Genomic DNA, 24399 nt, shown 5'->3' with positions numbered 1-24399 from the left:
TCAGGCGAGCTGGTTGTTCCACATCGACAGCGCGGCACCGATGGCCATGTGCATGTCGAGGTACTGGTACGTGCCCAGACGGCCCCCGAAGAGCACGTGCTTCTCACCCTTGGCGAGCTCGCGATACCCCAGGAGGCCCGAACGATCCTCCCGGGTGTTCACCGGGTAGTACGGCTCATCCTCACGCGAGGCGAAACGGGAAAACTCGCGCATGATCACCGTCTTGTCCGTCGGGTACCTCTCCGCGCGCTCGGGATGGAAGTGCTTGAACTCGTGGATGCGGGTGTAGGGCACGTCCGCGTCGGCGTAGTTCATCACCGGTGCCCCCTGGAAGTCTCCAATCTCCAGCACCTCCTCCTCGAAGTCGAGCGTGCGCCACGACAGCGCGCCCTCGGCGTAGTCGAAGTAGCGGTCGACCGGCCCGGTATAGACAATCGGAAGCTGTCCGACGGTGGCCTTCTTATTCAGAGGCTGCAACTCATCGAAGAAATCGGTGTCGAGCTTCACCTCGATGTTCGAGTGATCGGCCATCCTCTCGAGCCAGGCGGTATAGCCGTCCGTCGGCAACCCTTCCCACGTGTCATTGAAGTAGCGGTTGTCGTAGGTGTATCGGACCGGCAGCCGGCTGATCACCTCAGCCGGGAGATCCCTGGGATCCGTCTGCCACTGCTTGGCCGTGTAGTCGCGGATAAACGCCTCGTAAAGGGGGCGCCCGATCAGGCCGATCCCGCGCTCCTCGAGGTTCTGCGCCTCCTTCGCGTCGAACTCGTCCGCCTGTGTGTGCACGAGCGCGCGGGCCTCGTCAGGGGAGTACGCGGCCTGGAAGAACTGGTTGATCGTGCCCAGATTGATCGGCATCGGGTACACGACGCCGCCGTGGTTGGTGTACACGCGGTGCACGTACCCGGTGAATGTCGTGAAGCGATTGACGTATTCCCATACCGTGGGGTTCGAGGTATGGAACAAATGCGCCCCGTACCGGTGCACCTCGATGCCGGTGGTCGGCTCGTCCTCGCTGTAGGCGTTCCCGCCGATGTGATGCCGTCTGTCGATGACCGTGACCTTGCGACCGGATGCTGCAGCCCGCTCGGCAATCGTCAGGCCGAAGAAGCCAGAGCCGACGATGAGGAGGTCGGTGTTCATAGGCTGGGTGATCCGTCCGTCGGGGGGCTGGGGCGCTCGAGCGATTCTATCGATGGCCCCGAGCGGACAACGTTCAGCCGTTGGCGCAGCGTCCGCGGATCCTTGTCAGCCGGCTTCGATCGCTGCGTTGCGAGCGGCCTCGTGATCGTTCGGGAAGACCCAGCGGTCGTAAGTGAAGAACCGGAAGAGGGTGGCGAGAGCCTGCCCGATGAACGTTCCCGCGATGTTGTCGGCGACGATCCCCTCGAACCCCAGGACGTAGCGCGAGAAGGCGAGACACCCGAGTTGGATCCCCATCGCGACGACATTGAGCAGGACGAAGACCACGTACCGCGAGAGCCGTCGCTCGATGTGGCGGGTCCCGAACGTCCAGTAGCGGTTGCCTACGTAGGTCACGACGGTCGCGACGGTGATCGCAATCACCTTTGCGACGAGCGGAAGGTCGTAAAGGAGCCCGATCCCAGTGAAACCGAAGGCGAGGAGATTGAAGACGAGCGCGTCGACCACGAACGCGACCCCACCAACAACAAGGAAGGCCCCGCCACGCTGGAGCAGGCCGACAACGCCTGACCGGTCGGAAACCATGAGCATTCCTCTCCGCAGCCGCCGAGCGGCCGCAGTCGCCCATGATAGCTTGGTTGGCGCTGTGCGCCCCCCGGCGCCTACTGTCGTGCGCGCGCAATGGAGGAACAAGAGTGACCGAGATGTCCCGGCCGACGATCGCTGCGATCGTTCCTTGCCACAACGAGGAGGCCGCGATCGCGACTGTCGTCGCGGATCTGCGCGCGGCAGTGCCCGAGATGGACATCTACGTCTACGACAACGCAAGCACCGACGCCACGGCAAAGGTCGCCCGCGCAGCCGGAGCGATAGTGCGACACGAGTACATGAAGGGCAAGGGCAACGTCGTCCGCCGTGCTTTCGCCGACATCGACGCCGACATCTACGTGCTCATCGACGGCGACGACACCTACGCGACTGCCGATCTCCCGACGATGATCGACACCCTCCTCGAGGGTCCTTACGATCATGTTCTCGGGGTGCGACGCCAGCAGCAGGAAGGCGCGTACCGTCCCGGACACGAACTGGGCAACAAGGGCTTCAACTGGCTCGTCGGCGGCGTCTTCAAGTCGGATGTCAACGACATGCTCAGCGGCTACCGTGTGTTCTCGCGGCGTTTCGTCAAGAGCTTCCCTGCGCTCTCGCGCGAGTTCGAGATCGAGACCGAGCTCACGGTGCACGCCATGAGCCTGCGTGTACCGCAGACCGAGGTGCCGGTGGGATTCAAGGACCGCCCTGCGGGCAGCGAGAGCAAGCTGCGGACCTACCATGACGGATTCCGGATCCTCTCGCTTATTGTCGAGCTGATCCGGCACGAGCGCCCGATGATGTTCTACGGGATCGCCGGCGCGATCCTCGCCCTGATCGGTGTCATTCTCGGAACGCCGATCGTCGTCGAGTTCTTCGAGACCGCGCTCGTGCCGCGCCTGCCGACGGCGATCCTGGCGCTGGGGATCGTGATCGTTGCCTTCCTGGCATGGATGATCGGCCTGATCCTCGACGGGGTGCTCAAGGCCCGCCGCGAAGCCGGCCGGCTAAACTATCTGCAGTACCCCGCACCTCCCACGGTCCTCCGCTCCGATGCACGCGACGCCTGATAGCGCGACGGCGCCGGATCGGCCAGAAGTCTCGCGTCGGCCGCCGACGACAGAGAACCGACGCCAGGAAGGCGCTCGCGCTGCGTTCCGCCGAGTTCGGCTCTTCGCGCGCCGGCATATCGTTTTTGTTGCGCCGCTCCTGGTCTACGCGGTACTGGTGTTGGGCGGCATCACCAATTCGAATATCGGCATCGACTCCCTGCGCGAGGATCCGTCGTCTCCGTTGGGCGTGCAGTGGGGGTCGTCGCAGAGCATCCGGAGCGACGAGTGGGGCACCGAATCCCCCATCTGGCTGGGGCAGATGGCGCGAGGGGGCCAGGAGGACACGACTCCCCTCAGCACCTCGAACAACTTCTTCGCGCAGCTGCCCTCCGGGCCGGCCACGACCATCGTCTTCTTCGACGGCACCATCCTCGCCGCGGGCGGGTGGTTCCCGAACGAGATGCTGTTCGCTGCGAAATGGTGGCTGCCGACGTTGCTCCTCTTCATCGGCCTCCCGGTATGGTTTCGCCAGATCGCCGGCTCTGCGAGGTGGGGCTACTTCGCCGCCGCGCTGATCTTCCTCGCCCCGGGCAGCATGTGGTGGTCGGGCCGTCCCGTCAACACGCTCGGGTTCATGGCCGCCGGATGCGCGCTGGCGATCTACGCCGCGCGGGTATGGGCGGATCGACGCTGGGTCGCTGGGACGGTCGCCGTCATCGGGTCGGGCGTGCTGCTCGCCCGGTTCGCGACTTACTACCAGCCGCTGGCGATCGTCATCGGGATCCCCCTTGTGCTCGCGACCACGGCGTTCCTTCTCACGCGCGACACATTGTGGCGCCACCGCCTGCTGGGACTCGGCGCCATCGGACTGTCGGCGCTCACCTGGACCGGGCTTGTCTTCTTGGAGAACCTCGACGCGATCGCGGCTGTGCTGTCCACGACTTACCCCGGTGATCGCAAGAGCACAGGTGGAGCCCTCGACGTCGGGATGGTCTTCGGCGCCACTGCTCTGGGCTGGATCAAGGGCATGACAGTCAACCAGTCGGAGATCTCCACGGCGTTCACCGTGCTGCTTGCCGTGCTCGCCGTTCTCGTCGCCGCGACTCCCTGGCGCGGGAACCGCGGCCTGCTCGCCGCGCTCGCCACACTGGTCGTCTGCGGGGCGTTTTGGCTGAGCTGGGGGACCCTCGACTGGGGATCCCTGGGGGCCGCCATCCCCGTCGCCAACCGGGTGCCGAATACGCGGGCGATGCTCGGAGTGGGCTACATCGCCATCCTCGCGTTCTCCCTCTTCATGTCGCAGTGGCAGCCTTCGCAGAGATGGGCCGTTCCCGCCGCCGCGGGCCTGATCACCGCCTTCCTGACGGGCTACGCCGCCTCATCTCTGGGGGTGAGCGCGCTGCCCGAGCTCACGGTGGCGATGATCTGGGGCAGCTCCTTGGTCGCCGGCCTGGTGGTCTTCGCCCTCGTCCGTTGGCCGCGACGATGGTGGTCCTGGGTCGCGTCGCTGGGGGCGGCAGCACTCCTCGTGGCCGCATCGACTCCCGTCCTGTTCGGTGTCGGCGATCTGCGGGCAAGCGACACGGCGCAGCGATTCCTCGACTGGGGAGTCGAGGCCCGCGCCGATGGTCACACCTGGGCGTCCGAGTCGCAAGACGTCGATTCCCTGATGATGGCGACAGGTACGCCCACGCTGAGCGCACGTCAGCAGATGGGGCCGGACGTGGATGCGTGGTTGAAGCTCGACCCCGGTGGGGACCACGAGGACATGTGGAATCGCGGCGGGCTCCACATCCAGTTCGACTGGACCGACGGCGATTCGGTGGATTTCACGCAGCCGACGCCGGACATCATCGTCGTGCACACCTCGCCCTGCGAGCTCGCCGAGCGCCTACCGGGCTTCCGGTACGCGGTCTCGAGCGACCCGCTCGAGCAACCGTGTCTGGCCGAGGGGGGCGCTTTCCGGTGGGCAGGAGTCGACTACACCGTCTACGAGGTGGCGACAGCGGGCTGACCCCTGGTCAATTCGTGGTGCCGGCCCGCGTGCGGGCCGAGGACCGCCGCGCGTCGACGACGAGCGCACCCATGAGCAGCGCCGCGCCCGAGGCGAAGACGACGCACACGAGGACGGCGCCGCCGGGTGGCTGCCAGGCGCTGGATGTGGCCCACAGGCCCCAGTCGGCATCAGCGCCTACGGCGTAGCGTTTGAGCACGGCGACGAACGACCAGATCTGCAGTGCGAGGAGCACCCCCGCGAACGCCGTGAATCTCCCCGCGGCAGCGACGGGTGGTCGAGCCGCCTCGACGGTGAGGGCGGCGACGGTCATCGTGATCGCAAGGAACGGCAAACCGTAGCGCCCCTGCCAGATGTATCCGTATTGGGCCGCCGAGGCGGCCTGGATCAGCGCAGGCGCGATGAGGAGGAGAGCACCGGCGGCGAGCACCGTCAGGGCGTGACGCGGTCGGCCCACGAGCGCCCCCAAGAGCACCGCTCCGCCGACGAGCACGCCCCACACCATATGCACCGCGGTCGGCGGCCAGGCGTCGAACCAGCCCATGACGCCGACCATCTCGGTGAACTGGCTGGGGAACTGCTCGATCGTATGGAAGAAGGCCTCGAGCCGGCCGGGCCGGCGGCGGTCGGAGGAGGGGATGAACCCCGCCGACTGACTGACCAGAAGTGTCCATGCCACCGCGAACAGCGCGAACGGGATCAGGACAAGACCCATGACGATCATCGACCTGCGCCGCATTCCGTCCCAGAGAGCCGCGCCGCCCCGCATCGCGAGCACGGCGAGTACGGCGAGCAGGGCGAACAGCGGAGAGATCGACCGCAGATTGATGAGGAGCCCGACCGAGACTCCGAGGACCACAGGCAGCCAAGGAGTGCCGCAGCCCCGGCCGGTCGCGACGGCATCGACGAGCACCAGTACGGCAGCGGTGGCGGCGACCTCCGCCCCGCTCGGATTCACCACCCCCGTCAGGTAGAGCGTCAAAGGAGTAATCGCCAGACATGCGAAGAATGCCGTTCGAGGACGCCGGAAGCTCAGGGTGACGATCACGACGGTCCACAGCGCCGCAACGAGGACGACGTTCAGCAGACGCATCGCCACGACCATCGTCCCGCCGTCGAGGAAGAGCGACGGCCAGCCTACGAGGGCGTAGTAAGCGGGATTATAGGCGGCGACCCCGCTCTCGACCTCGATCAGCACATGGGATCGGCTGCCCAGAGCGGGCGCGCACGCCGCTGTCTGGTTCGGGAGGCCGGCGAAGCAGGTCACTTCGCCCCCCAGGCCGCCCACGTCGTCAGGGAGGACGAACGAGCGGATGCCCGGCGCGGAGGTGGGCGTGCCCGTGAAGTCTCCGCGGAACGTCGCGGCCGCCTTCATGATGTGGCCCGATTCGTCCGGCCCGGCCCCGATCGGGGAGGCTACCGCCCACGCTCCGCCCAGCAGCACGAGCGCCAGGAAGACCATGGCAGCCCAGCGCACGATCGCTCGCTGCAGCCAGGAGACGAGAGAGGAGGCGCGCATACCTGCCATGCCGAGGATGACGTCCCGCTCAGCGGATTGTGACGGACTGGCACGCCAGCAGCGTGTTGGCACCCGGCCCGGTGTTGATCGCGTAGCTGCAGATCTGATGGTTGCCGGGCTCCACTACGAACGTGGTGTCGATGCCATGGTTCGAGCCGTACGCCGGGTAGGCCGCGCCCACATCCTTGCGAGTGACGCCGGCGGTCGTGAGGGCCGCACCGATGCCGTCGACGTACACGTGAACCGGGATGGGAGCGGCCGTGTCCGGATCTATGCTCCACCCGCGTAGCCGCACATCGCGCCCACTCACGGTGACGTCCGTGCCCCCGAACGGCGATCCGCTCGGGACCACGAAGTCCGCGCAGCCCAGCAGCGCGTTGGAACCGGCCGCGGTATTGATCCCATAGGCGCAGAGGGTGTGCCGGCCGGCGGACAGGTCGAAGGTGGCGTCGATTCCGTGGAGTGGACCGTACCCGGGGTAGACAGCGCCGACGTCGCCGCGCTGCGCCTCGGCCGTGATCGCCTGCGGCTTGCCGTCGATATAGACGTGGACGGGGATGGCGTCGACCGTGTCGGGATCGATCGTCCAGCCGCGAAGTCGGACGGATCCGCTCTGCGTGGTGACGTCGATGCCTCCGAACGGCGACCCGGACATTACCGTCACCGTCCGGCACCCGAGCAGCGAGTTGCTGCCGAATCCCGTGTTCAACCCGTAAGCGCACACCTGGCTCTTGCCCGCGGGAGCTCCAATCCGGCCGTCGAATCCGTGGGCAGTTCCCAGGTCGGCGTACTTCGCCGGCAGATCCTGCCTCGCCGCCGACGCGTCGAGGGCGGTGGCCGCCGAACCGCGATAGACGTGCACCCCGATGGACGCATGCGTGTTGGGGTCGAGCGCCCAGCCCTTCACCTGGATCCCACCCGGCTGAGCGATGACGGATTCCAGCGCGCCCACCGGATCGCCGGACGCGGTCACGTCCACGTCGTGACAGCCCAGCAGGTTGTTCACCCCGCGCGCGACGTTGATGCCGTATGTGCAGATGGCATGCTTGCCGACGGCCAGAGGAAGCGAGATGTCGATGCCGTGGTTGTCGCCGTAGCCGGGGTACACCCGCCCGACGTCGGGGCGGAACGCGTCGGCCGTGTAGGCAGACGCCACTCCGTCCACATAGACGTGCACAGCGAGGGGGCTTGTCGTGTCGAGGTCCAGCGTCCAGCCGGTCAGCCGCACGCCTCCCGCGAGCATCTCGGCCGAGGTTCCGCCCTGGGGCGAGGCCGACTCGACGGAGATGGGGCTGCATCCCAGCTGCTTGTCGGAGCCGAGCCCGACGTTGCGCACCGTCACGCAAACGGTGTGGTCGCCTCCGGAAATCTGATGTGTCGACTCCATCCCGTGGTGGTCGCCGTAGCCCGGGTAGGCCGCGCCGACATCCGGTCGGGAGGAGTTCGCGGTGAATCTAGCCCAGTCAGCCTGTCCGTCCATCGCGAGCGTAACTGTGAGCTGAGCCGACGGCTGGTCAGGGTCGAGGGCCCACCCCTGAACCGTGACCTGGCCGCGCTCAACGACGAGGTTGTATCCTCCGAACGGGGACCGCTCCGCACTGGCCGTCTGGGTCGAGCCGAACCAGTCGGTGAAGTACTGGTAAAAGTTGCGGTTGCCGTACGACGAGCAGCTGTCGCCCTCGCCGTAGCCTGCGCGAAGCGCCGCCGCGTTCGGCTGGTAAGGCGTGTAGTAGTAGAGGTCGGCGGTCGCTTGGTTCACGATCGTCACGGGCGACGAGCCGCACCCCGCGTTCGGGTGCCAGCGCACGTTCCAGGTCTTGCCGGGGGCGTACCAAGTGAAGTACTGACTCGTTCCCGGCGGGTTGGCGTACCGCTTGAGCTGCCACGCAGCGCCGTAGACCTGGTTGAAGAATCCGTAGTACCTGGTGTCGCACGCGGCGGTGTCGGGGCAGCCCTGCCCCATCGCGATCGTGTAGCGCCAGTCTGATGGCCAGGTGTGGGTGACGAGTCCCTGCTCCTTCTGGAGCATCACCAGGATCACCTGCGGGTTGATACCGCAAGCCTGGGCTACCTTGTGAATGATCGTCGACGCGCGCTCCCGGACCCCACCCGAGTAGGCGCCGCACATCGCGTCGGCCGTCGTCGTGCGAGACGTGTCGTACCAGTCCTTGAGACAGGTATAGCCCGCCTGGCACGATCCGACCTTGCCCTGTAGAAACGTCTGGATCTGCGCTTCGGACATGGTGGTCTTGTCGAAGAATACGGCGTCGCTGATGATGTTGCCGGCCTGGAACTTCGTCAGATCGGCGGTCGCGACGAGTCCCGTCGCTGATGGGTCCAGCGCCACGGACGACGTCGACGCCGTTCGGTGGACGTCACCCGCCACCGCAGATGCGCTCGATCCCAGGGACGCCAGTGTGATCGCGATCACCGTGATCATGACCGCACTTGCCATCACGGACGCGCGCGCGCGTTCCCTCGTAGCCCCCGCCATGTGAACAGTGTGACGGAAGTGGCGAATGAGTACAACAGGACACCTCCTTAGCACGGTTAGACACCCTGCTTACAGGAAGTTGCCGGATTTGCTCACAGCTCGGCGTGCAGCATCCAGACCTTATCGGCGGCCTCGCGCCACGAGAACGCGCGACCGCGATCCCCTGCGAGCACGCCGAGCCGCTCGGCAGCCGCAGTCGACCCAAGCCCCGACGCCAACGCCGCACCGAGCGCGTCCGCGAGGCTCGCAGCATCCGTTCCCGAAACCAGTTCCCCCCCGTCGAACACCACCTCGTCGTGCACCGCCGACGCCGCAGCGATCACTGGCACACCCAGCGTCAGCGCGTCCACGACGCGCCACGGGAACGCCGCCCGCCGCGACGCCGCGACGAACGCCACCGCCGCTCCGAACACCGCGGCGCGATCCTCCGAAGACAGCACCCCGCGTACGTGTAACGCCCGCTCCGGCAGCCCGGCCGCAGAGGCGAGGTCCGCCACCGCGGGCTCGTGTCCCTCTTCGACGTCGATCACGACTACCGGCAGATCGACACCGGATGCGACGACCGCGGCGAGTCCGGCATCCAAACCCTCCGAGCCCAGCGGGCCACCGGCGAGCAGCACGTACCCCTCGGGGAGGCCTAGCGCCCGACGGCGCCCCACCTCATCGACGGGCACGACGAACCCCAGCGGTGATGCGCCCGCGATTACCCGAACGCGGTCCCGCAAGCCAGGCGCGATCTCCAACAGTCGTCCCGCCAGTGAGTGTGTCGGCACCACCACCGCGTCCGCGTGCTTCACCGCCCGCTTGAGCATCGCCTTGTGCCACGCCACGACCGCCCGGGGCAGTTCCGAGGGCGACTCCCACGGCCGCAGATCCCACAGCGTCACGACCGTCTGGTCGTGATCATGCACCCGGTCGTGGCGCACCAACGGAGCGAACAGCGACGGCGAGTGGATCATCCCGCCACCGATGCCGGTTCCGACACCCAACTGCAGCGCGCCAGCGAGCTCCCGCCGCGGTAACGCCGTGCGGCGCACCCCCGCAAGCCCGGGCACCGTATCCAAAGCGCCATCCACACCACCGGCCGGCGCAATCGCCTCGACCTCGCATCCCGACGGCGCACCCAGCACCAACGCCCGCGCGAGCTCGCGCGACGCCTCGACCAACTCGGGCTCAGAAGGCGCAACCAGCTGATCCAGCATGACGCGCAGCGTGGCCACCATCGATCAGCCCGCCGGCGTGGGTGTCGGCGGGTGGAGCGTGGTCTGCACGAGTTCCGCGATGTACGCGTAGTCGGGGCTGTACTCGTCGATGCCGCCCTCGGGTGTCAGCTCGAGCGTCTGCACCTGCTGCTCCTTCGCCTTGAGCCCGAGGTCGACGAGAGTCGGGATGAGCGACTGCGGCAGATCCGTCTCCACGATGTCAGCACCGGCGTTGGCGACATCCTGGAATCGCGTCAGCACGACCTGCGGTGTGAACTGGGCGAGGATCGCCTCCTGCAGCTCCCGCTGGCGTCGCATGCGATCGAAGTCGCTGGTCGTATAGCGGGAACGGGCGTACCACTGGGCCGTGTCGCCGTCCATGTGCTGCTCGCCGGCCTCGATCCAGCCGATCGCCCAGGCGTCGACGTTGCTCGGATCCACACCCTCCGGCGGCCCGCCCTTCGGCAGCCGCTCGACCACGTTGATGTCGACGCCGCCCAGCGCGTCGACCAGCGAAGCGAATCCGTGCATGTCGACGAAGACGTAGTACGGGATCTCGATGCCGAGGATTCCCGCCGCCGCGTCCTTCGTCGCCTCGATCGCGGGCGTCGAGCCCTGTGCCTCAGCATCCGGATACAGCCCCGTCCCGCGATCCTCGCGACACTGCTCGACGGCGTTGGTCAGCTGGTTGATCCCGCTCCCCCAGCCGCAGTTCGGGTCGCCGTGGCCCTCGAAGCCGTTCGGGTACTCGTTGTGCATCGGCCCTTCGGCGAAGGGGAAGTTCGGCATGTCGCGAGGGATACCGGTGATCGTCGTCGCCCCGGTCGTCGCATTCACGGAGACCACCGAGATGCTGTCGAACCGCATCGAGTCGCGGCCCTCGCCGCTGTCGGCGCCCAGCAGCAGGATGTTGTAGTACCCATCCGACGGGGGCACCGTCGGCCCGCTCGCCCCGAAGATCGTGCTGATCGTGCTGCGAACGGCGCCGACGGCGTTCGACGCGTACACGGCCGTGCCGCTCGCGACCACGAGGAGGCCGACCGCGACGAGCGCGATCGCGAACCGCGCCACTCCCCCGGTCTTGACGAGCCGCACGAGCCGCAGCGTGTCGATCGTCAGCACGACCCACAGCACCGAATAGGCGATCAACAGCCCTTGGACGAGAAGGAGCGGGATCGGGCGCAGGAGCCCCAGCCAGTCCGGAAGCCACGCGCTCGTCACGATGCTCAGCCCCGCAGTGGGAGCCAGCAGCGCGAACAGCAGCGTGATGACGAGCAGCAGCCACATGATCAAGGTCGCGGCGATGCCGAGACGGCCCAGCCGGCGATTGCCCGCGAGCACCTGCGCCGACCCCGGGATGAGGAAGTTCAGCCCGATCAACCACCATCCGCGACGTGTCATCATGCCGCGGGACGAGGCGTCCGGATATCGCATCGGATGCTCCTGAACGACCGCCGGCCCGCCGAGGCGGGCAGTGGCGGTCGGTGCGCTGACGACGCTCACAGCGACTCCTTGAGCCGCCGGTTCTTCTGCTCGACCTGCGCTTCGAGATCGCGGGCGTACGCCTCGACGCGATCTGCCACCCCGGGATCGGATGCGCCGAGAATGCGGGCGGCGAGAATCCCGGCGTTCTTGGCGCCGTTGATGGAGACGGTGGCGACGGGGATGCCGGCGGGCATCTGCACGATGCTCAGGAGCGAGTCCATTCCGTCCAGGGTCGCCAGCTGCACCGGCACTCCGACCACCGGGAGGGCGGTGAGGGACGCCAGCATGCCGGGGAGGTGCGCCGCACCTCCGGCGCCGGCGATGATGACTCGCAACCCGCGGGACCGCGCCTCACGCCCGTAGGTGACGAGCTTGTCAACGGTGCGGTGCGCCGAGACGACCTCGACCTCGTGCGGGATGCCGAAGTCGGTGAGCGCCTGAGAGGCGTCGCTCATGACCCGCCAGTCGGAGTCGGAGCCCATGACGACGCCGACGAGCGGCGCCTCGGAGGAATGAAGGGGCGCAGTCACCCGTCAAGGCTAGGGGTCGTGGCTGGAAACTCCCCGCAACGGCGCGCTTCCGGGGCCGTCAGTCCAGGAAGAAGGATGCTGCGGCCCGGGCCTGGTACGCCACGTCGTCGAGTTCGTCCCCGACGACGTTGACGTGGCCGACCTTGCGGCCCGGGCGGGGCGCCTTGCCGTAGGTGTGGACCTTCGCCTGCGGGTGCTCGTCCATTGCGGCGGCGAAGCGCGCGTCGAGGGACTCGTCCGCGGGCCCGCCGAGGATGTTGACCATGACGGCCCATCCAGCGAGGGGGTCGGTGTCGCCGAGCGGCAGGTCGAGCACCGCGCGCAGGTGCTGCTCGAACTGGCTCGTCACGGCACCGTCCTGGCTCCAGTGACCGCTGTTGTGCGGGCGCATGGCGAGCTCGTTCACGAGGAGCCGATCGTCGGTGGTCTCGAAGAGTTCGACCGCGAGCATCCCCGTCACGCCGAGTCCCTCGGCGATGGAGACGCCGATCCCGGCCGCCACCTGCTGCAGGCGGTCGCTGGAGTGCGGGGCAGGAGCGATCACCTCGGCGCACACGCCGTCGCGCTGCACCGTCTCGACAACCGGGTACGCGCGGACCGCTCCGGACGGCCGACGTGCGACCTGCTGCGCGAGCTCGCGCGTGAAGTCCACGAGCTCCTCGACGAGAAGGGCGCCGCCGCGCGCGTCCTCCGCGAGGGTCGCGAACCAGTCGTCGGCCTCGGTCCCGGCCGACACGACGCGCACGCCCTTGCCGTCGTAGCCGCCGCGCGGCGTCTTCACGACGGCCCGGCCGCCGTGGTCCTCGATGAAGGCCTGCAGTTCGTCGGCGTTCGTGACGGCCGCCCAGTCGGGCTGCGGCATCCCGAGCTCCTGCAGGCGGGCGCGCATGACCAGCTTGTCCTGCGCGAACTTCAGCGCCTCGGGGCCGGGGTGCACCGAGATGCCCTCGCGGACGAGGGTGGCGAGCACGTCCTGCGGGACGTGCTCGTGGTCGAACGTGAGGACGTCGACGTCGCGGGCGAAGGCGAGGACTGTGTCCGCGTCGCGGTAGTCGCCGACGGCGGTGGCGGCGAGGGATGCCGACATCCCCTCGTCTTCGGCGAGCACACGGATCTCGACCCCGAGCTCGACCGCCGGCGCGATCATCATGCGGGCCAGCTGCCCACCCCCGACGACTCCGACTCGCAGCGCCATGCCACTCCCTCTCGTGAGACTCCCTCCATCATCCCGCACCCGCGGGACGATGAACCCGCCGCGTCAGGCCTGCGGCAGCGGAGGCCTCGGGGGAACCGCCGGCTGGGGCCCGGGCGGAAGGGGCTGCGCATCGCGGTGCGCGAGGATCTGGTTCACCTCCACCTGGTCGACGAGCACCTCGTGCACCAGCTCGGCGGTCGGGATGTTCGCGAGCTTCAGTGGCTCGTCGATGCCGTTGGTCAGCGTGATCGTGCCGGCGCCCCACATGCGCTGGAGCAGGCCACGGCGCACCTTGAGCGTATAGCCGCGCACGTGCGCGAGCTCACGGCGCTTGACGGAGAGGACTCCGCGACGCTCCATCACGCGCCGCGTGGTGATCGTGTAGACGTGACCCGCCCACGCCAGATAGGGCAGAACGACGAGCAGCAGCACGACGACCGCGGCGCCGGCGAGCAGCATCCAATCCTCGAAAGGCGCGGGCAGGTTGCCGTAGAGGTAGCCGCACGCGCCGGCCACGGCGATCAGCACGAGCGCCGACCAGGCGAGCCGGCGGGCGTGGCCGCGGAAACGCGCGACGAGCAGCTCCGGCGTGGGCGCGCCAGGGGCGGGCGTCAGCGGCCTGCCGCCGTAGCTCGTCGGCTGCGTCATGCCCCCATTGTGCGATGGCGGACCTGACAGTCCGGTGCGCACCCGCCGTTTTGCGTCATGTGCCGCGTTTCGCCTGCGCGTTTCGACTCGCCAGCTCGCTCAACGACCGGGGTCTTGGGGGCTTGGCGTCCGCGATTCGACTCACCAGCTCGCTCAGCGCCCGGATGAGGCGGGGCGGCTCCGGACGTGCTCCACGTCTCCGGCCGACACGACGCTCTCGAACTCGGAGTCCTGCACGACCACCAGTCGCCCGTCGGGATCGATCCGCTGCGCACGGCCCCAGAGCGTGTCGCCGTTCGGCAGCGACACCGCGACATCGCTTCCGAGCGTGCTGCACAGCGCCTCGACTTCGGCGAGCACTCCCGAGGCCGCCGCGTCTCCGCCCGCCGCGCCCAGCGCCTTCAGCTGCTCGTCGAGCGCGCCGAGGTAGTCGGCGAGCAGCCGGTCTTCGTCGCACGTCAGCCCCGCCGCGGCGAACGAGGTGGCCGTCGAGACGGGAAGGTCGACGGACGCCATGCGGGTGTTCACGCCCGATCCGATCACGACGATCTCGGGCTGCCCCGGCACCACTTCTGCGAGGATGCCGCAGATCTTCGCTCCGTCGAGGAGCACATCGTTCGGCCACTTCAGCGTCGCGGTGTGCACCGAGCCGGCGAGCTGCGCGGCGATCGCACGAGTCATGGCCGCGCCTGCGATCAGTGGGATCCACCCGCGCGCGGCGACCGGAAGCGCCGACGCGTCGACCGCGATCGACACGGCGAGTGCCGAGCCCGGGGGCGTCACCCACGTCCGGTCGAGGCGCCCGCGACCCGCCCGCTGGTCGTTGGTCAGCAGCAGTGACAGGTGCGGCCACTCATCCGGCGCGTCGATGACGTGCCGGATGACGTCGGCGTTGGTCGAGTCCGTGGTCTCGACGACCTGGACGCGCGGACTCACGGCGGCGGTGAGCGGGAACCCCTCGGACGAGAACGTCATGCCGCTCACGCTACGCCTCCCGCCGCCCTGACGCCCGCCGGCTCCGCTCCGAGGACGAACAGCGGATGCCGCTCACGCTACGCCTCCCGCCGCCCTGACGCCCGCCGGCTCCGCTCCGAGGACGAACAGCGGATGCCGCTCCCGCTTGTGCGAACCCTCCAACAGATCGACGGGACCCGCCGATAGGGTGGAATCCGTGACCGAGCAGCCCGACCTCTCGACGACCGCCGGCAAGATCGCCGACCTCCGCGCCCGCTTCCAGGAGGCCGTGCTCGATCCCGAGGAGGTGGCGAAGGAGAAGCAGCACGCCAAGGGCAAGGGCACCGCCCGGGAGCGCATCGAGATGCTCCTCGACACCGGCAGCTTCGTCGAGCTCGACGAGTACGTGCGCCACCGCACCACCGCCTTCGGCATGGACCGCTCCCGCCCCTACGGAGACTCCGTCGTCACCGGCGTCGGCACGATCCACGGCCGCACCGTCGCCGTGTACTCGCAGGACTTCTCGACCTTCGGCGGATCGCTCGGCGAGGTCGCCGGCGAGAAGATCATCAAGGTGATGGAGTTCGCGCTGCGCAGCGGCATCCCGATCGTGGGCATCCTCGATTCCGGCGGCGCGCGCATCCAGGAGGGCGTCGTCGCCCTCGGCAAGTACGGCGAGATCTTCCGTCTCAACACCCGGGCGTCGGGTGTCATCCCGCAGATCTCGATCATCATGGGGCCGGCCGCAGGCGGCGCGGTGTACTCCCCCGCACTGACCGACTTCGTCGTCATGGTCGACAAGACCAGCCAGATGTTCGTCACCGGGCCCGACGTCATCAAGACCGTCACCGGCGAGGACGTCGGCATGGAGGAGCTCGGCGGCGCGCACACGCACAACACTCGCTCGGGCGTCGCGCACTATCTCGCCGAAGACGAGGACGACGCGATCGACTACGTGCGCTCGATGCTGGGCTTCCTCCCCGACAACAACATGGCGGAGCTGCCGGTCTACGAGAGCGGCTTCGAGTTCGAGACGACGGATGCCGACCGTGCGCTGAACGCGATCATCCCCGACTCGCCGAACCAGCCGTACGACATCCACCAGGTGATCCGCGGCATCGTCGACGCCGAGGACTTCCTCGAGGTGCAGCCGCTGTTCGCCCCCAACATCGTCATCGGCTTCGGCCGTATCGAGGGCCGCTCGGTGGGCATCATCGCCAACCAGCCGTCCCAGATGGCGGGCACCCTGAACATCGAGGCCGGCGAGAAGGCCAGCCGCTTCGTGCGGTTCTGCGACGCGTTCTCGATCCCGATCGTCACGCTCGTCGACGTGCCCGGCTACCTTCCCGGCACCGACCAGGAGTGGACCGGCGTCATCCGCCGCGGCGCCAAGCTCCTGTACGCGTATGCCGAGGCCACGGTGCCCCTCGTGACCGTGATCCTCCGCAAGGCCTACGGCGGCGCGTACATCGTGATGGGCTCGAAGCAGCTCGGCGCCGACGTCAACCTCGCGTGGCCGACGGCCGAGATCGCGGTGATGGGCGGCCAGGGCGCCGTCAACATCCTGTACCGCGGCGAGATCAAGAAGGCCGAGGAGGCCGGCGAAGACGTCGCCGCCGTCCGCACGCGCCTCGCGAACGAGTACACCTACAACGTCGCCTCGCCCTTCCTCGCCGCCGAGCGCGGCGAGCTGGACGGCATCATCGAGCCGGCCGCGACCCGCGTCTCGATCGCGAAGGCCCTGCGCGCTCTCCGCGGCAAGCGGGCGAGCCTCCCGCCCAAGAAGCACGGGAACATCCCGCTGTGAGCCTCGAAGACGGCCGGGCGACGGATGCTGCGCCCCAGGGCCCGACCATCGAGGTCCGCCGCGGTGCGCCCACCGAGGAAGAACTCGCCGCGCTGATCGCCGTCGTGAGCGAGGCGTACACCGGCGAGGCGGCCGAGGCCGTCGCCGACGACCGCGAGACCCGCACCGGGTGGCAGCTGTCGCAGCGCGCCCTCCGGCAGCCGCTGAACCGCGATCTGGGCTGGGGCCGATTCGGGAACGCCTGACGGCGAGTGTCGGCGGGATTCATGGCCCCGGTCCACGACCGGCGGGTTTGTCCCCCGAAATACCTACAGACACACCGCTTGCAACCCCGAGATACTTGACTCGCTGGAACGCTTCTGCGTTCGGTCGATCCGACACCGCTTAGCGGATGCCCCGGGTCCGGCCATGCGGATGGTTTTCGGGTAACCGTCCGCTCAGGCGAGGGGCGGGCGGCTTCGCCGCCCCTCGCCTCCTTCATCTCCCGCTCTCCGCCAGAATCCCCTCCCCCTTTCCGGCGGAGAGCGAGTCTGCCTCCGGCCGGATGCGGCCCGGCGTCCCTGAGGACGCCGGGCCGCAGCATCCGTCTCGATGCCGACGTGAAGGTCAGGCCCTGCCGGGGTGGGGGATCTCGCGCCAGAGGTCGACGGAGTCCTCGTCGCTGGGTCCGCCCACCGAGGGCGAGCGACCCACCACCGTGACCGCGATCCGCTCATCCGGCGATGTGCGGATGTAGAGGCGGTCCGAGCTCGCCGAGCGCAGCGCCTCGGCCAGCTGGGCGCGGATGATGCCGAGGGTCTCGTCGTCGACGTCGTCGAGTCCGCCCTCGTCGAGGACCGTGACGTTGGCGCCGCGGCGCCGCGCGCGTTCGAGCTCGGTGCGCACCTCGTCGTCGAGGAGGCGGGGTCCGCGCATCTCGTCGCGCAACCGGCCCTCGGCGATCCGCGCCTCGAGGCGGTCCGCATCGGTGAGCACGCCCGCGTGCGCGACCGTGCGCGTGAGCACCGGCCCGGCGACGGCGAGGGCGCGCTGCACCTGCACGCGCCGCTCCCGCTGGCGCACCACCTGCGACGTCTGCCAGCCGGTGGCGGCGCGCTGCAACCGCGTGAGGCGCGAGGTGTCGCGGGCCGCCCTGTCCATCGAGAACACCAGCAGCTGGGCGCAGGTCACCCACACGATCGAGCCGACGAGTCCGAGCCCCAGGGCGTTGAGCGGGCCCATCCACGAGAACGACGCGATCGAGAGCAGAACGATTCCCGCCCACGCCGTCCACGGACGGCGCCGCACCATCACGATGGTCATGAGCGCGCCGATCCCCCCGAGGTACCACGTCGCGAACGACGCCTGGCGCGCGGTCTCTCCGACCGCGATCGGGATCGCGTTCGGCACGACGACCGCGCAGGCGAGCGCGAGTACCTGGGCGGTGATCGGCAGCGGGAGTGGGCCGCGGATGCCTCCGCCGGCCGGATGCGGCGCCGCCTGCGCCTCGAGACTCTCGAGCGATTCCGCGTTCGACGAACCGGCGGCGCGCGGGTCGGACTCGGAGTGATGCGATGCCGGCTGCCAGAAGATGCAGAGCCACGTCGTGGCGAGGTACATGCCGACCACGATCACGATGATCAGCGGATGAGGGATCAGCTGCCCCGCCCACAGCAGACCTCGCGCGGCGAAGTAGGCGGTGAATGCGACGCCGAGCACGGTGAGGACGTTCTTGACGCTGATCATGACGACGGCTCCTGCCAGGTGAGCCGCACGACCGTGCCGTGGGATCCCGATTCCAGATCGGCACGTCCGCCCACCGCCGCGACCCGCGCGATGATCGAGGCCCGGATGCCGAGGCGGTCGTCCGGCACGGCGTCCAGGTCGAATCCCTCGCCCGCGTCGTGGACCTCCACGCGGACCGTCCCGTACGCGGCCCGCAGCGCGACGCCGAGCCCCGCGCCGCCGGCGTGCTGCAGCGCGTTCGCTACGGCCTGCGTCGCGGCGAGCGCGATGGCGCGAGCCGCGCGCCCGGGAATCGGCGGGGCATCGGGGTCGATCTCGCGCTGCACGTCGACGTCGACTCCCAGCTCGCGCGCGGCCTGGGCGATCTCCTCTGCCAGGGCGACGGGCAGCCAAGGCTCGTCGGGTCCCTCGTGCTCGTCCTGCTCGGTGTTGGCCAGCCGGGTCAGGGCCTCGCGGGCCATGGTCGCCGCCAGTGTGCGTTCGCGAGGAGTGGTGGCCCGCTCGGCGGCGATCAGCGCCGCGAGGACGCTGTCGTGCATCAGCGCCGCCACCGCGACGCGCTCCTGCTCGGCGGCATCGGCCGCGGCGGCCTGCGCATACGAGGAGACCGCCTGTGCGCGGGTCTTGTCGACGTTCACCGCCACCGACCGGAACAGCCATCCCAGCGTCAGGATGACCCCGCCCAGGAGGAGCGCGAAGGTCACGTCCAGGATCACCACCTGCCAGTACCGGGGCTCGAACCCGACCTGGATCATCCGCACGACACCGAACAGCAGCGGCAGCGCGATCGTGAAGGCGATCTGCAGGGGGAAGGGGAACGCCAGCACCGCCGCCAGAGTCGCGAGGTTCAGCAGGTACCAGATCCACGGCTCGTCCGTGCTCGGCGGCGCCACGCCGGCCGTCGCGATCGGCCACACCATGAGGACGAGGACGTAGACGATGGCGAACACGCCGGCCGCTGGGCGCACCGCACGGCCGATCACGCACGCCAGCACCATCACGCCCAGCGCAGCGAAGACGACGACCATCAGCGGGATATGCCACCCCGGGCGCTCGGGGGCCGGCCCCAGAGCGTTCAGGAGCGATTGGAGCCCGAGGATCAGTGATCCGAAGCCGCCCGCGACGAGGGAGATGATGCGCTCGACGCGGGAGCGCGTGAACGATCCGATCCCGGCAGTCGTCTGTTGCGAGTGCGGGATCTGCCCCCACGCCGTGTCGAGCACGCCGGTCGGTGCGTCAGCGGCCACGCGTGGCGTCTCCCGGGTCCGCCGAAGGCTCGACGAGGATCCCGTCCTCGACGGCTCGGTGCAGCAGATCGATCTTCGTCGGCGCGGGCCTGCCGACCTCGACGTACTTGACGCGGATGCGCGTGATGTTCTCCTTCGCCGTCGAGTACGCCACCCCGAGGCGATCAGCGACGACCTTGAGCGGCAGACCGGCGGCGTAGAGGCGGAGCACGTCGCGCTCGCGCGCCGACAGCTGTGCGTCGGCGAAGGCGCGGTCGCCTTCGACAGCACTGGCCCACTCGACGTTGTTGAGCGGCTCGCCGCGCGCGACCGTGCGCACCGCCGCCATCACGTCGCCGATGGGCGAGGACTTGCTGACGACGCCGGCCGCACCGGCGGCGAGCGCCTCTCGCACGGCTGCGGGCCGGTCGGCCACGCTGTGGATGATGACGCTCGAGCCGTCGAGCACGAGACGCCGCACGTTCTCGGTGACCGTGGTGCCGTCGCCCAGCGTCAGGTCGAGTACGACCACGTCGGCGGGGGCCTGTCGCGACCTCGCCCGCCAGTCGACGTACTCGGTGACGGTGTTGCCGGAGAACGAGACGCTCATGGTCTCGGCGCGGGCGCACGCCGCCTCGAGGCCGAGCCGGACCGACTCGTGATCGTCGATGAAGGCCACACGCGTCATTCCGCCAGCCTAGCGACGAGACTCACCCGCGGGTGAGAACCGCCACGGCTTCGACGTGATGCGAATTCGGAAAAAGGTCCAGGCCATCGATACTTGCGACCTCGTACCCGCCGGCACTGAAGGTCGCGATGTCGCGCGCGAGCGCGACCGGGTCGCACGCGACGTAGACGATCGTGGAGGGCGCGAGTGCGGTGAGGTGATCGACGACGTCACGGCCGGCTCCCGAACGGGGAGGATCGAGCAGCGCCACCCCGCGCGACAGCCGCTCGCGTTCGGGAGCGGATGCCTCGGCCGCGAGCCGCGCAAGCCACCGGTCGACCCGCCCGGTCTCGGCGCGCGCGCCGACCCAGTCGGCGAGGTTCTCCCCCGCATGCTCGGTGGCACGGCCATCGGACTCGACGCTCGTCACCCTGGTCGAGGAGCCGCCGAGCTCGCCGAGCGTCGCCGCGAAGAGGCCGACGCCGCCGTAGAGGTCGAGGTTCCAGGCATCCGGGTCCACGGCGGGGTATTCGCCGGGCAGGGCGCGGAGCGCGGCGGAGACGGTCGTGGTGAGGGTGTGAGCTGCCAGGCGGTGCACCTGCCAGAACCCGCCTGCATCCACGCGGAAATCCCGGTCGCCGACGCGCTCGAAGACGACCTCGGCTGCGTGAGCCTTGCGCGACTTGGCGGAGGACGGTCGAGCGCCGCGGCCGCGTCGGGGCGCCGAATCCCTCGTCCGCTCCGGCCGTGGGAGGATTCGAACCCGACCGTCCGCGGGCTGGACCAGATCGATCCGGCCCGGGTCGCCGCCGTGGAGCGCGAGCGCGGCGGACTCCACCGCCGAGGTCGCGAGGGGCAGGTCCTCGAGGGGGACCACGCGGTGGCTGCGTGCGGCGTACTGACCGACGTTGCCGTCCGCGTCGACGTGCAGGCTCACGCGAGTGCGCCACCCGGTGCCGTCGACGGACTCGCCGTCGGCCTCCGCGCCGTCCGGTGCGGGTACCGGTGCGACGCCGCTCATCGTGGCGACGGGCTCGGCGATGCCGCCGAAGCGCTGGAGCGCATCGAGGAGCACCTCGAGCTTGAGTGCGCGCTGGTGCTCCAGCCCGATGTGGCCGAAGTCGGCACCGCCTGGCCGCTGCTCCGGCGGAACGTCGACGTCGGCCTGCCGCCACACGTGCAGCTGCCGGTGCGGCGACGCCTCGAGCACCTCGACGGTCTCGCCGCGCCAGAACGACTTCTTCACGGTGTCGGTGAGCCGCACGCGCACGCGCTCGCCCGGGATCGTGTCGGGCACGAACACGACGCGCCCCTCGTGGCGCGCGACGAACACGCCGCCGTGGGCGACGCCCGTGATGTCGAGGTCGAGGAGGTCGCCGGTTTCACTCACCCGACGAGCCTACGCTCGGCGAGGAGTACCGTTCGCAGGGCCGACTCCACTCGAGGGGCCTGCCAGGGCGCCGAACAACGCGGGGTCGGCCCCGCTGCGCCGCCCACCAATCCTGCAGACGGCAGATGGGCGGGCGTCGATACGGTGGGGTCATGCGCGTCTGCCTCGCCTCGACCTCGCCCGCCCGGCTCATGCTGCTCGGGCAGTTCGGCATCCGCCCGCTCACCGTCGCTCCCGACGTCGACGAAGAAGCGGTGATCGCGGCGGTCGAGGCAGCCGAGGGGCGCACGCTCGCTCCCGACGAGCACGTGCTCCTGCTGGCACGGCGCAAGGCGGCGGACGTGGCGGTGCGCCTGCACGACGACATCCCGGACTTCGACGGCATCGTCATCGGCGGCGACTCGATGTTCGAGCTGGACGGCGAAGTGCTCGGCAAGCCCTATACGCCCCCGAACGCGGCCGCGCGCTGGCGTGCGATGCGCGGCCGCACCGGTGTGCTGCACTCCGGCCACGCCGTGGTTCGCATCGAGCCGGGTGAACCGCCGCGCGAGGTGCATGCGACGGCTGCAGCATCCGTCTCCTTCGTCGCGGACGTGACGGATGCGGAGATCGACGCGTACGTCGCGACCGGCGAACCCCTGCACGTCGCCGGCGCGTTCACGGTCGACAGCCTGGGCGGCGCCTTCATCGACCGCGTCGACGGGGATCCTTCGACGGTCGTGGGCATGTCGGTGTCGACCCTGCGCCGCCTCGTGCGCGAGGTGGATGTGGACTGGACCGCGCTGTGGAACACGTCCGATCCCTCACTCGAGCGCGGTGAGATCGGCGACACGTCATCCGCGGAGGACGGGGCGCCGTGAGGGCGTTCCCGTTGTAGTAGGAATCCCACGTTTCTGGTCGGTTCTTGTACGAACCGGTCAAAAGCCCTCGGGGTGCCGTCTGTAGGCTGGCATCCATGTCTCGTATCGCCAAGGTTCTCGTTGCCAACCGCGGCGAGATCGCCGTCCGCGTCATCCGCGCCGCCCGCGATGCCGGGAAGTCATCCGTCGCCGTCTACGCCGACCAGGACCGCGACGCGATGCACGCGCGCCTGGCGGACGAGGCGTACGCCCTCGAGGGCGCCACGAGCGCCGAGACGTACCTCTCGATCGAGAAGATCCTCTCCGTCGCGCGCCGCGCCGGCGCCGACGCCGTGCATCCCGGGTACGGCTTCCTCGCCGAGAACGCCGACTTCGCCCGCGCCGTGATCGGCGCCGGGCTCGTCTGGATCGGCCCGTCGCCCGAGGCGATCGAGGCCCTCGGCGACAAGGTGACCGCCCGCGCGGTCGCCGAGAAGGTGGGCGCACCGCTCGCCCCCGGCACCCCCGGTCCCGTGGCCGGCGCCGACGAGGTCGTCGCGTTCGCCGAAGAGGTCGGTCTGCCGATCGCGATCAAAGCCGCGTACGGCGGCGGCGGGCGCGGCCTCAAGGTCGCCCGCACCATCGACGAGGTGCCCGAGCTCTTCGAGTCCGCGACGCGTGAGGCGATCACCGCCTTCGGCCGCGGCGAGTGCTTCGTCGAGAAGTACCTCGACAAGCCGCGTCACGTCGAGACGCAGTGCCTCGCGGACGCCGCGGGCAACGTCGTCGTCATCTCGACGCGCGACTGCTCGCTGCAGCGCCGCCACCAGAAGCTCGTCGAAGAGGCTCCCGCGCCGTTCCTGAGCGACGAGCAGAACAAGACCCTGTACGACGCGTCGAAGGCCATCCTCCAGGAAGTCGGCTACGTCGGCGCGGGGACCTGCGAGTTCCTCATCGGCGCCGACGGCACCATCTCGTTCCTCGAGGTGAACACGCGCCTGCAGGTCGAGCACCCGGTCTCGGAAGAGGTCACGGGCATCGACCTCGTGCGCGAGCAGTTCCGCCTCGCCGAGGGCGAGGAGTTGGGCTACGACGACCCGAAGCCCGAGGGCCACTCGATCGAGTTCCGCATCAACGGCGAGGACCCGGGCCGCGGCTTCCTCCCTCAGCCCGGACCGATCCACGTGTTCAAGACGTTCGGCGGTCCCGGCATCCGTCTCGACTCCGGCGTCACCGCCGGTGACAGCGTGTCGGGCGCGTTCGACTCGCTGCTCGCGAAGATCATCGTCACCGGCCGCGACCGCGCAGAGGCGCTCGAGCGCTCGCGCCGCGCGCTCGACGAGTTCGAGGTCTCGGGCCTGCCCACGGTGCTGCCGTTCCACCGCGCCGTCGTGCGCGATCCCGCGTTCACCGCGGAGGACGGTCGCTTCGGCGTCTTCACGCGGTGGATCGAGACCGAGTTCGTCAACGACATCGCCCCGTGGGACGGCGAGCTCAGCGAGCCGACTCCCGCCGAGGCGCGCCACACGGTCGTCGTCGAGGTCGCCGGCAGGCGCCTCGAGGTGAGCCTGCCCGACCGCGTCGTCGCGCCCGTCGGTGTCGCCGGACGCCCGGCGGCCGTGCCTCCGTCGCGCCGCTCGCACTCCCCCTCGGTCGTCGCGGGCGCCTCGGGCGACGCGGTCAAGTCGCCGATGCAGGCCACGGTCGTGAAGGTCGCCGTCGAAGAGGGCCAGCAGGTCGTCAAGGGCGACCTCGTCATCGTCCTCGAGGCGATGAAGATGGAGCAGCCCATCCAGGCCCACAAGGACGGCGTCATCGGCGCCATCAACGCCGACCCCGGCACGACCGTCTCGGCGGGTCACCAGCTCCTCACCATTTCCTGATCCATACGCCCGCTCTCGCGGCGTGAGCGTGCGAAAAC

20 protein-coding genes are annotated in these 24399 nt (G+C 69.4%); 6 read left to right on the top strand and 14 right to left on the bottom strand.

The features are described from left to right. Both glf and MRBLWH3_RS08780 read right to left on the bottom strand, forming a co-directional pair. Positions 1-1143, bottom strand: coding sequence for a UDP-galactopyranose mutase (gene glf, locus MRBLWH3_RS08785; RefSeq protein ID WP_363430641.1), 1143 nt, complete (start codon positions 1141-1143; stop codon positions 1-3). A gap of 105 nt (positions 1144-1248) precedes the next feature. Then, positions 1249-1728 carry a GtrA family protein gene (locus tag MRBLWH3_RS08780; protein WP_363430638.1) on the bottom strand — a complete coding sequence of 160 codons (480 nt, stop codon included), beginning with the start codon at positions 1726-1728 and terminating at the stop codon, positions 1249-1251. Between the two features lie 119 nt (positions 1729-1847). On the opposite strand from MRBLWH3_RS08780, the gene MRBLWH3_RS08775 reads away from it, so the two are divergent. Further along, complete coding sequence (locus tag MRBLWH3_RS08775) at positions 1848-2801, top strand: glycosyltransferase (RefSeq protein ID WP_363435399.1); 954 nt, start codon at positions 1848-1850, stop codon at positions 2799-2801. Beyond that, on the top strand, positions 2785-4797 hold the full coding sequence (locus MRBLWH3_RS08770; RefSeq protein WP_422656402.1) for a DUF7657 domain-containing protein: 2013 nt from the start codon (positions 2785-2787) through the stop codon (positions 4795-4797). The genes MRBLWH3_RS08775 and MRBLWH3_RS08770 overlap by 17 nt, the downstream gene beginning before the upstream one ends. Positions 4798-4804: 7 nt before the next feature. Here the strand turns inward: MRBLWH3_RS08770 and MRBLWH3_RS08765 are convergent, their stop codons facing one another. The 8 genes from MRBLWH3_RS08765 to MRBLWH3_RS08730 all read right to left on the bottom strand — a co-directional run bounded on the left by MRBLWH3_RS08765 (position 4805) and on the right by MRBLWH3_RS08730 (position 14845). Beyond that, positions 4805-6325: a DUF2142 domain-containing protein gene (locus MRBLWH3_RS08765; protein WP_363430634.1), complete on the bottom strand. Its 1521-nt coding sequence runs from the start codon at positions 6323-6325 to the stop codon at positions 4805-4807. Between the two features lie 19 nt (positions 6326-6344). Then, entirely contained in the window at positions 6345-8756 is a 2412-nt protein-coding gene (locus MRBLWH3_RS08760; RefSeq protein ID WP_363430631.1) for a hypothetical protein, read from the bottom strand. A gap of 146 nt (positions 8757-8902) precedes the next feature. Further along, the gene (locus MRBLWH3_RS08755; RefSeq protein WP_363430628.1) at positions 8903-10033 is read right to left on the bottom strand and encodes a glycosyltransferase; all 1131 of its coding nucleotides are present in this window, start codon (positions 10031-10033) and stop codon (positions 8903-8905) included. A 3-nt stretch (positions 10034-10036) separates the two neighbouring features. Beyond that, positions 10037-11515, bottom strand: a complete 1479-nt coding sequence (locus MRBLWH3_RS08750) for an LCP family protein (protein WP_363430626.1) — start codon at positions 11513-11515, stop codon at positions 10037-10039. Beyond that, the gene (gene purE / locus MRBLWH3_RS08745; RefSeq protein WP_363435396.1) at positions 11512-11979 is read right to left on the bottom strand and encodes a 5-(carboxyamino)imidazole ribonucleotide mutase; all 468 of its coding nucleotides are present in this window, start codon (positions 11977-11979) and stop codon (positions 11512-11514) included. The genes MRBLWH3_RS08750 and purE overlap by 4 nt, the downstream gene beginning before the upstream one ends. Positions 11980-12085: 106 nt before the next feature. Further along, positions 12086-13222, bottom strand: a complete 1137-nt coding sequence (locus MRBLWH3_RS08740; RefSeq protein WP_363430623.1) for a 5-(carboxyamino)imidazole ribonucleotide synthase — start codon at positions 13220-13222, stop codon at positions 12086-12088. Between the two features lie 63 nt (positions 13223-13285). Further along, positions 13286-13870, bottom strand: a complete 585-nt coding sequence (locus tag MRBLWH3_RS08735; RefSeq protein WP_363430621.1) for a PH domain-containing protein — start codon at positions 13868-13870, stop codon at positions 13286-13288. 153 nt (positions 13871-14023) lie between these two features. Beyond that, positions 14024-14845, bottom strand: coding sequence for a biotin--[acetyl-CoA-carboxylase] ligase (locus MRBLWH3_RS08730; RefSeq protein ID WP_363430618.1), 822 nt, complete (start codon positions 14843-14845; stop codon positions 14024-14026). 196 nt (positions 14846-15041) lie between these two features. On the opposite strand from MRBLWH3_RS08730, the gene MRBLWH3_RS08725 reads away from it, so the two are divergent. Both MRBLWH3_RS08725 and MRBLWH3_RS08720 read left to right on the top strand, forming a co-directional pair. Further along, a complete protein-coding gene (locus tag MRBLWH3_RS08725) occupies positions 15042-16631 on the top strand; it encodes an acyl-CoA carboxylase subunit beta (RefSeq protein WP_414685326.1) in 1590 nt (529 codons plus the stop codon). Then, positions 16628-16876: an acyl-CoA carboxylase subunit epsilon gene (locus MRBLWH3_RS08720; RefSeq protein WP_363430612.1), complete on the top strand. Its 249-nt coding sequence runs from the start codon at positions 16628-16630 to the stop codon at positions 16874-16876. The genes MRBLWH3_RS08725 and MRBLWH3_RS08720 overlap by 4 nt, the downstream gene beginning before the upstream one ends. Before the next feature lie 361 nt (positions 16877-17237). On the opposite strand, the gene MRBLWH3_RS08715 is transcribed toward MRBLWH3_RS08720, so the two are convergent. From MRBLWH3_RS08715 to MRBLWH3_RS08700, 4 genes are read right to left on the bottom strand one after another with little or no spacing between them, the layout of a single operon-like run. Continuing rightward, positions 17238-18356 (bottom strand): hypothetical protein, encoded by a 1119-nt coding sequence (locus MRBLWH3_RS08715; protein WP_363430609.1) that lies wholly within the window; start codon positions 18354-18356, stop codon positions 17238-17240. After that, positions 18353-19603 (bottom strand): sensor histidine kinase, encoded by a 1251-nt coding sequence (locus MRBLWH3_RS08710; protein WP_363430606.1) that lies wholly within the window; start codon positions 19601-19603, stop codon positions 18353-18355. Before MRBLWH3_RS08710 ends, MRBLWH3_RS08715 begins: the two co-directional genes overlap by 4 nt. After that, positions 19593-20270 carry a response regulator transcription factor gene (locus MRBLWH3_RS08705; RefSeq protein WP_363430603.1) on the bottom strand — a complete coding sequence of 226 codons (678 nt, stop codon included), beginning with the start codon at positions 20268-20270 and terminating at the stop codon, positions 19593-19595. Before MRBLWH3_RS08705 ends, MRBLWH3_RS08710 begins: the two co-directional genes overlap by 11 nt. 22 nt (positions 20271-20292) lie before the next feature. Continuing rightward, complete coding sequence (locus MRBLWH3_RS08700; protein WP_363430600.1) at positions 20293-21639, bottom strand: class I SAM-dependent RNA methyltransferase; 1347 nt, start codon at positions 21637-21639, stop codon at positions 20293-20295. A gap of 152 nt (positions 21640-21791) precedes the next feature. Between MRBLWH3_RS08700 and MRBLWH3_RS08695 the strand changes: the two genes are divergently transcribed. Both MRBLWH3_RS08695 and MRBLWH3_RS08690 read left to right on the top strand, forming a co-directional pair. Next, positions 21792-22499 (top strand): Maf family protein, encoded by a 708-nt coding sequence (locus MRBLWH3_RS08695; protein ID WP_363430597.1) that lies wholly within the window; start codon positions 21792-21794, stop codon positions 22497-22499. 95 nt (positions 22500-22594) lie between these two features. Continuing rightward, the gene (locus tag MRBLWH3_RS08690) at positions 22595-24361 is read left to right on the top strand and encodes an acetyl/propionyl/methylcrotonyl-CoA carboxylase subunit alpha (protein WP_363430594.1); all 1767 of its coding nucleotides are present in this window, start codon (positions 22595-22597) and stop codon (positions 24359-24361) included. The last annotated feature ends 38 nt before the right edge of the window (positions 24362-24399 follow it).

Origin of the sequence: Microbacterium sp. LWH3-1.2 (genome assembly GCF_040675855.1) — a bacterium.
Lineage (GTDB): Bacteria > Actinomycetota > Actinomycetes > Actinomycetales > Microbacteriaceae > Microbacterium.
Note: the sequence above shows the minus strand (reverse complement) of the source record. Positions and strands in the feature narration are given on the sequence as shown.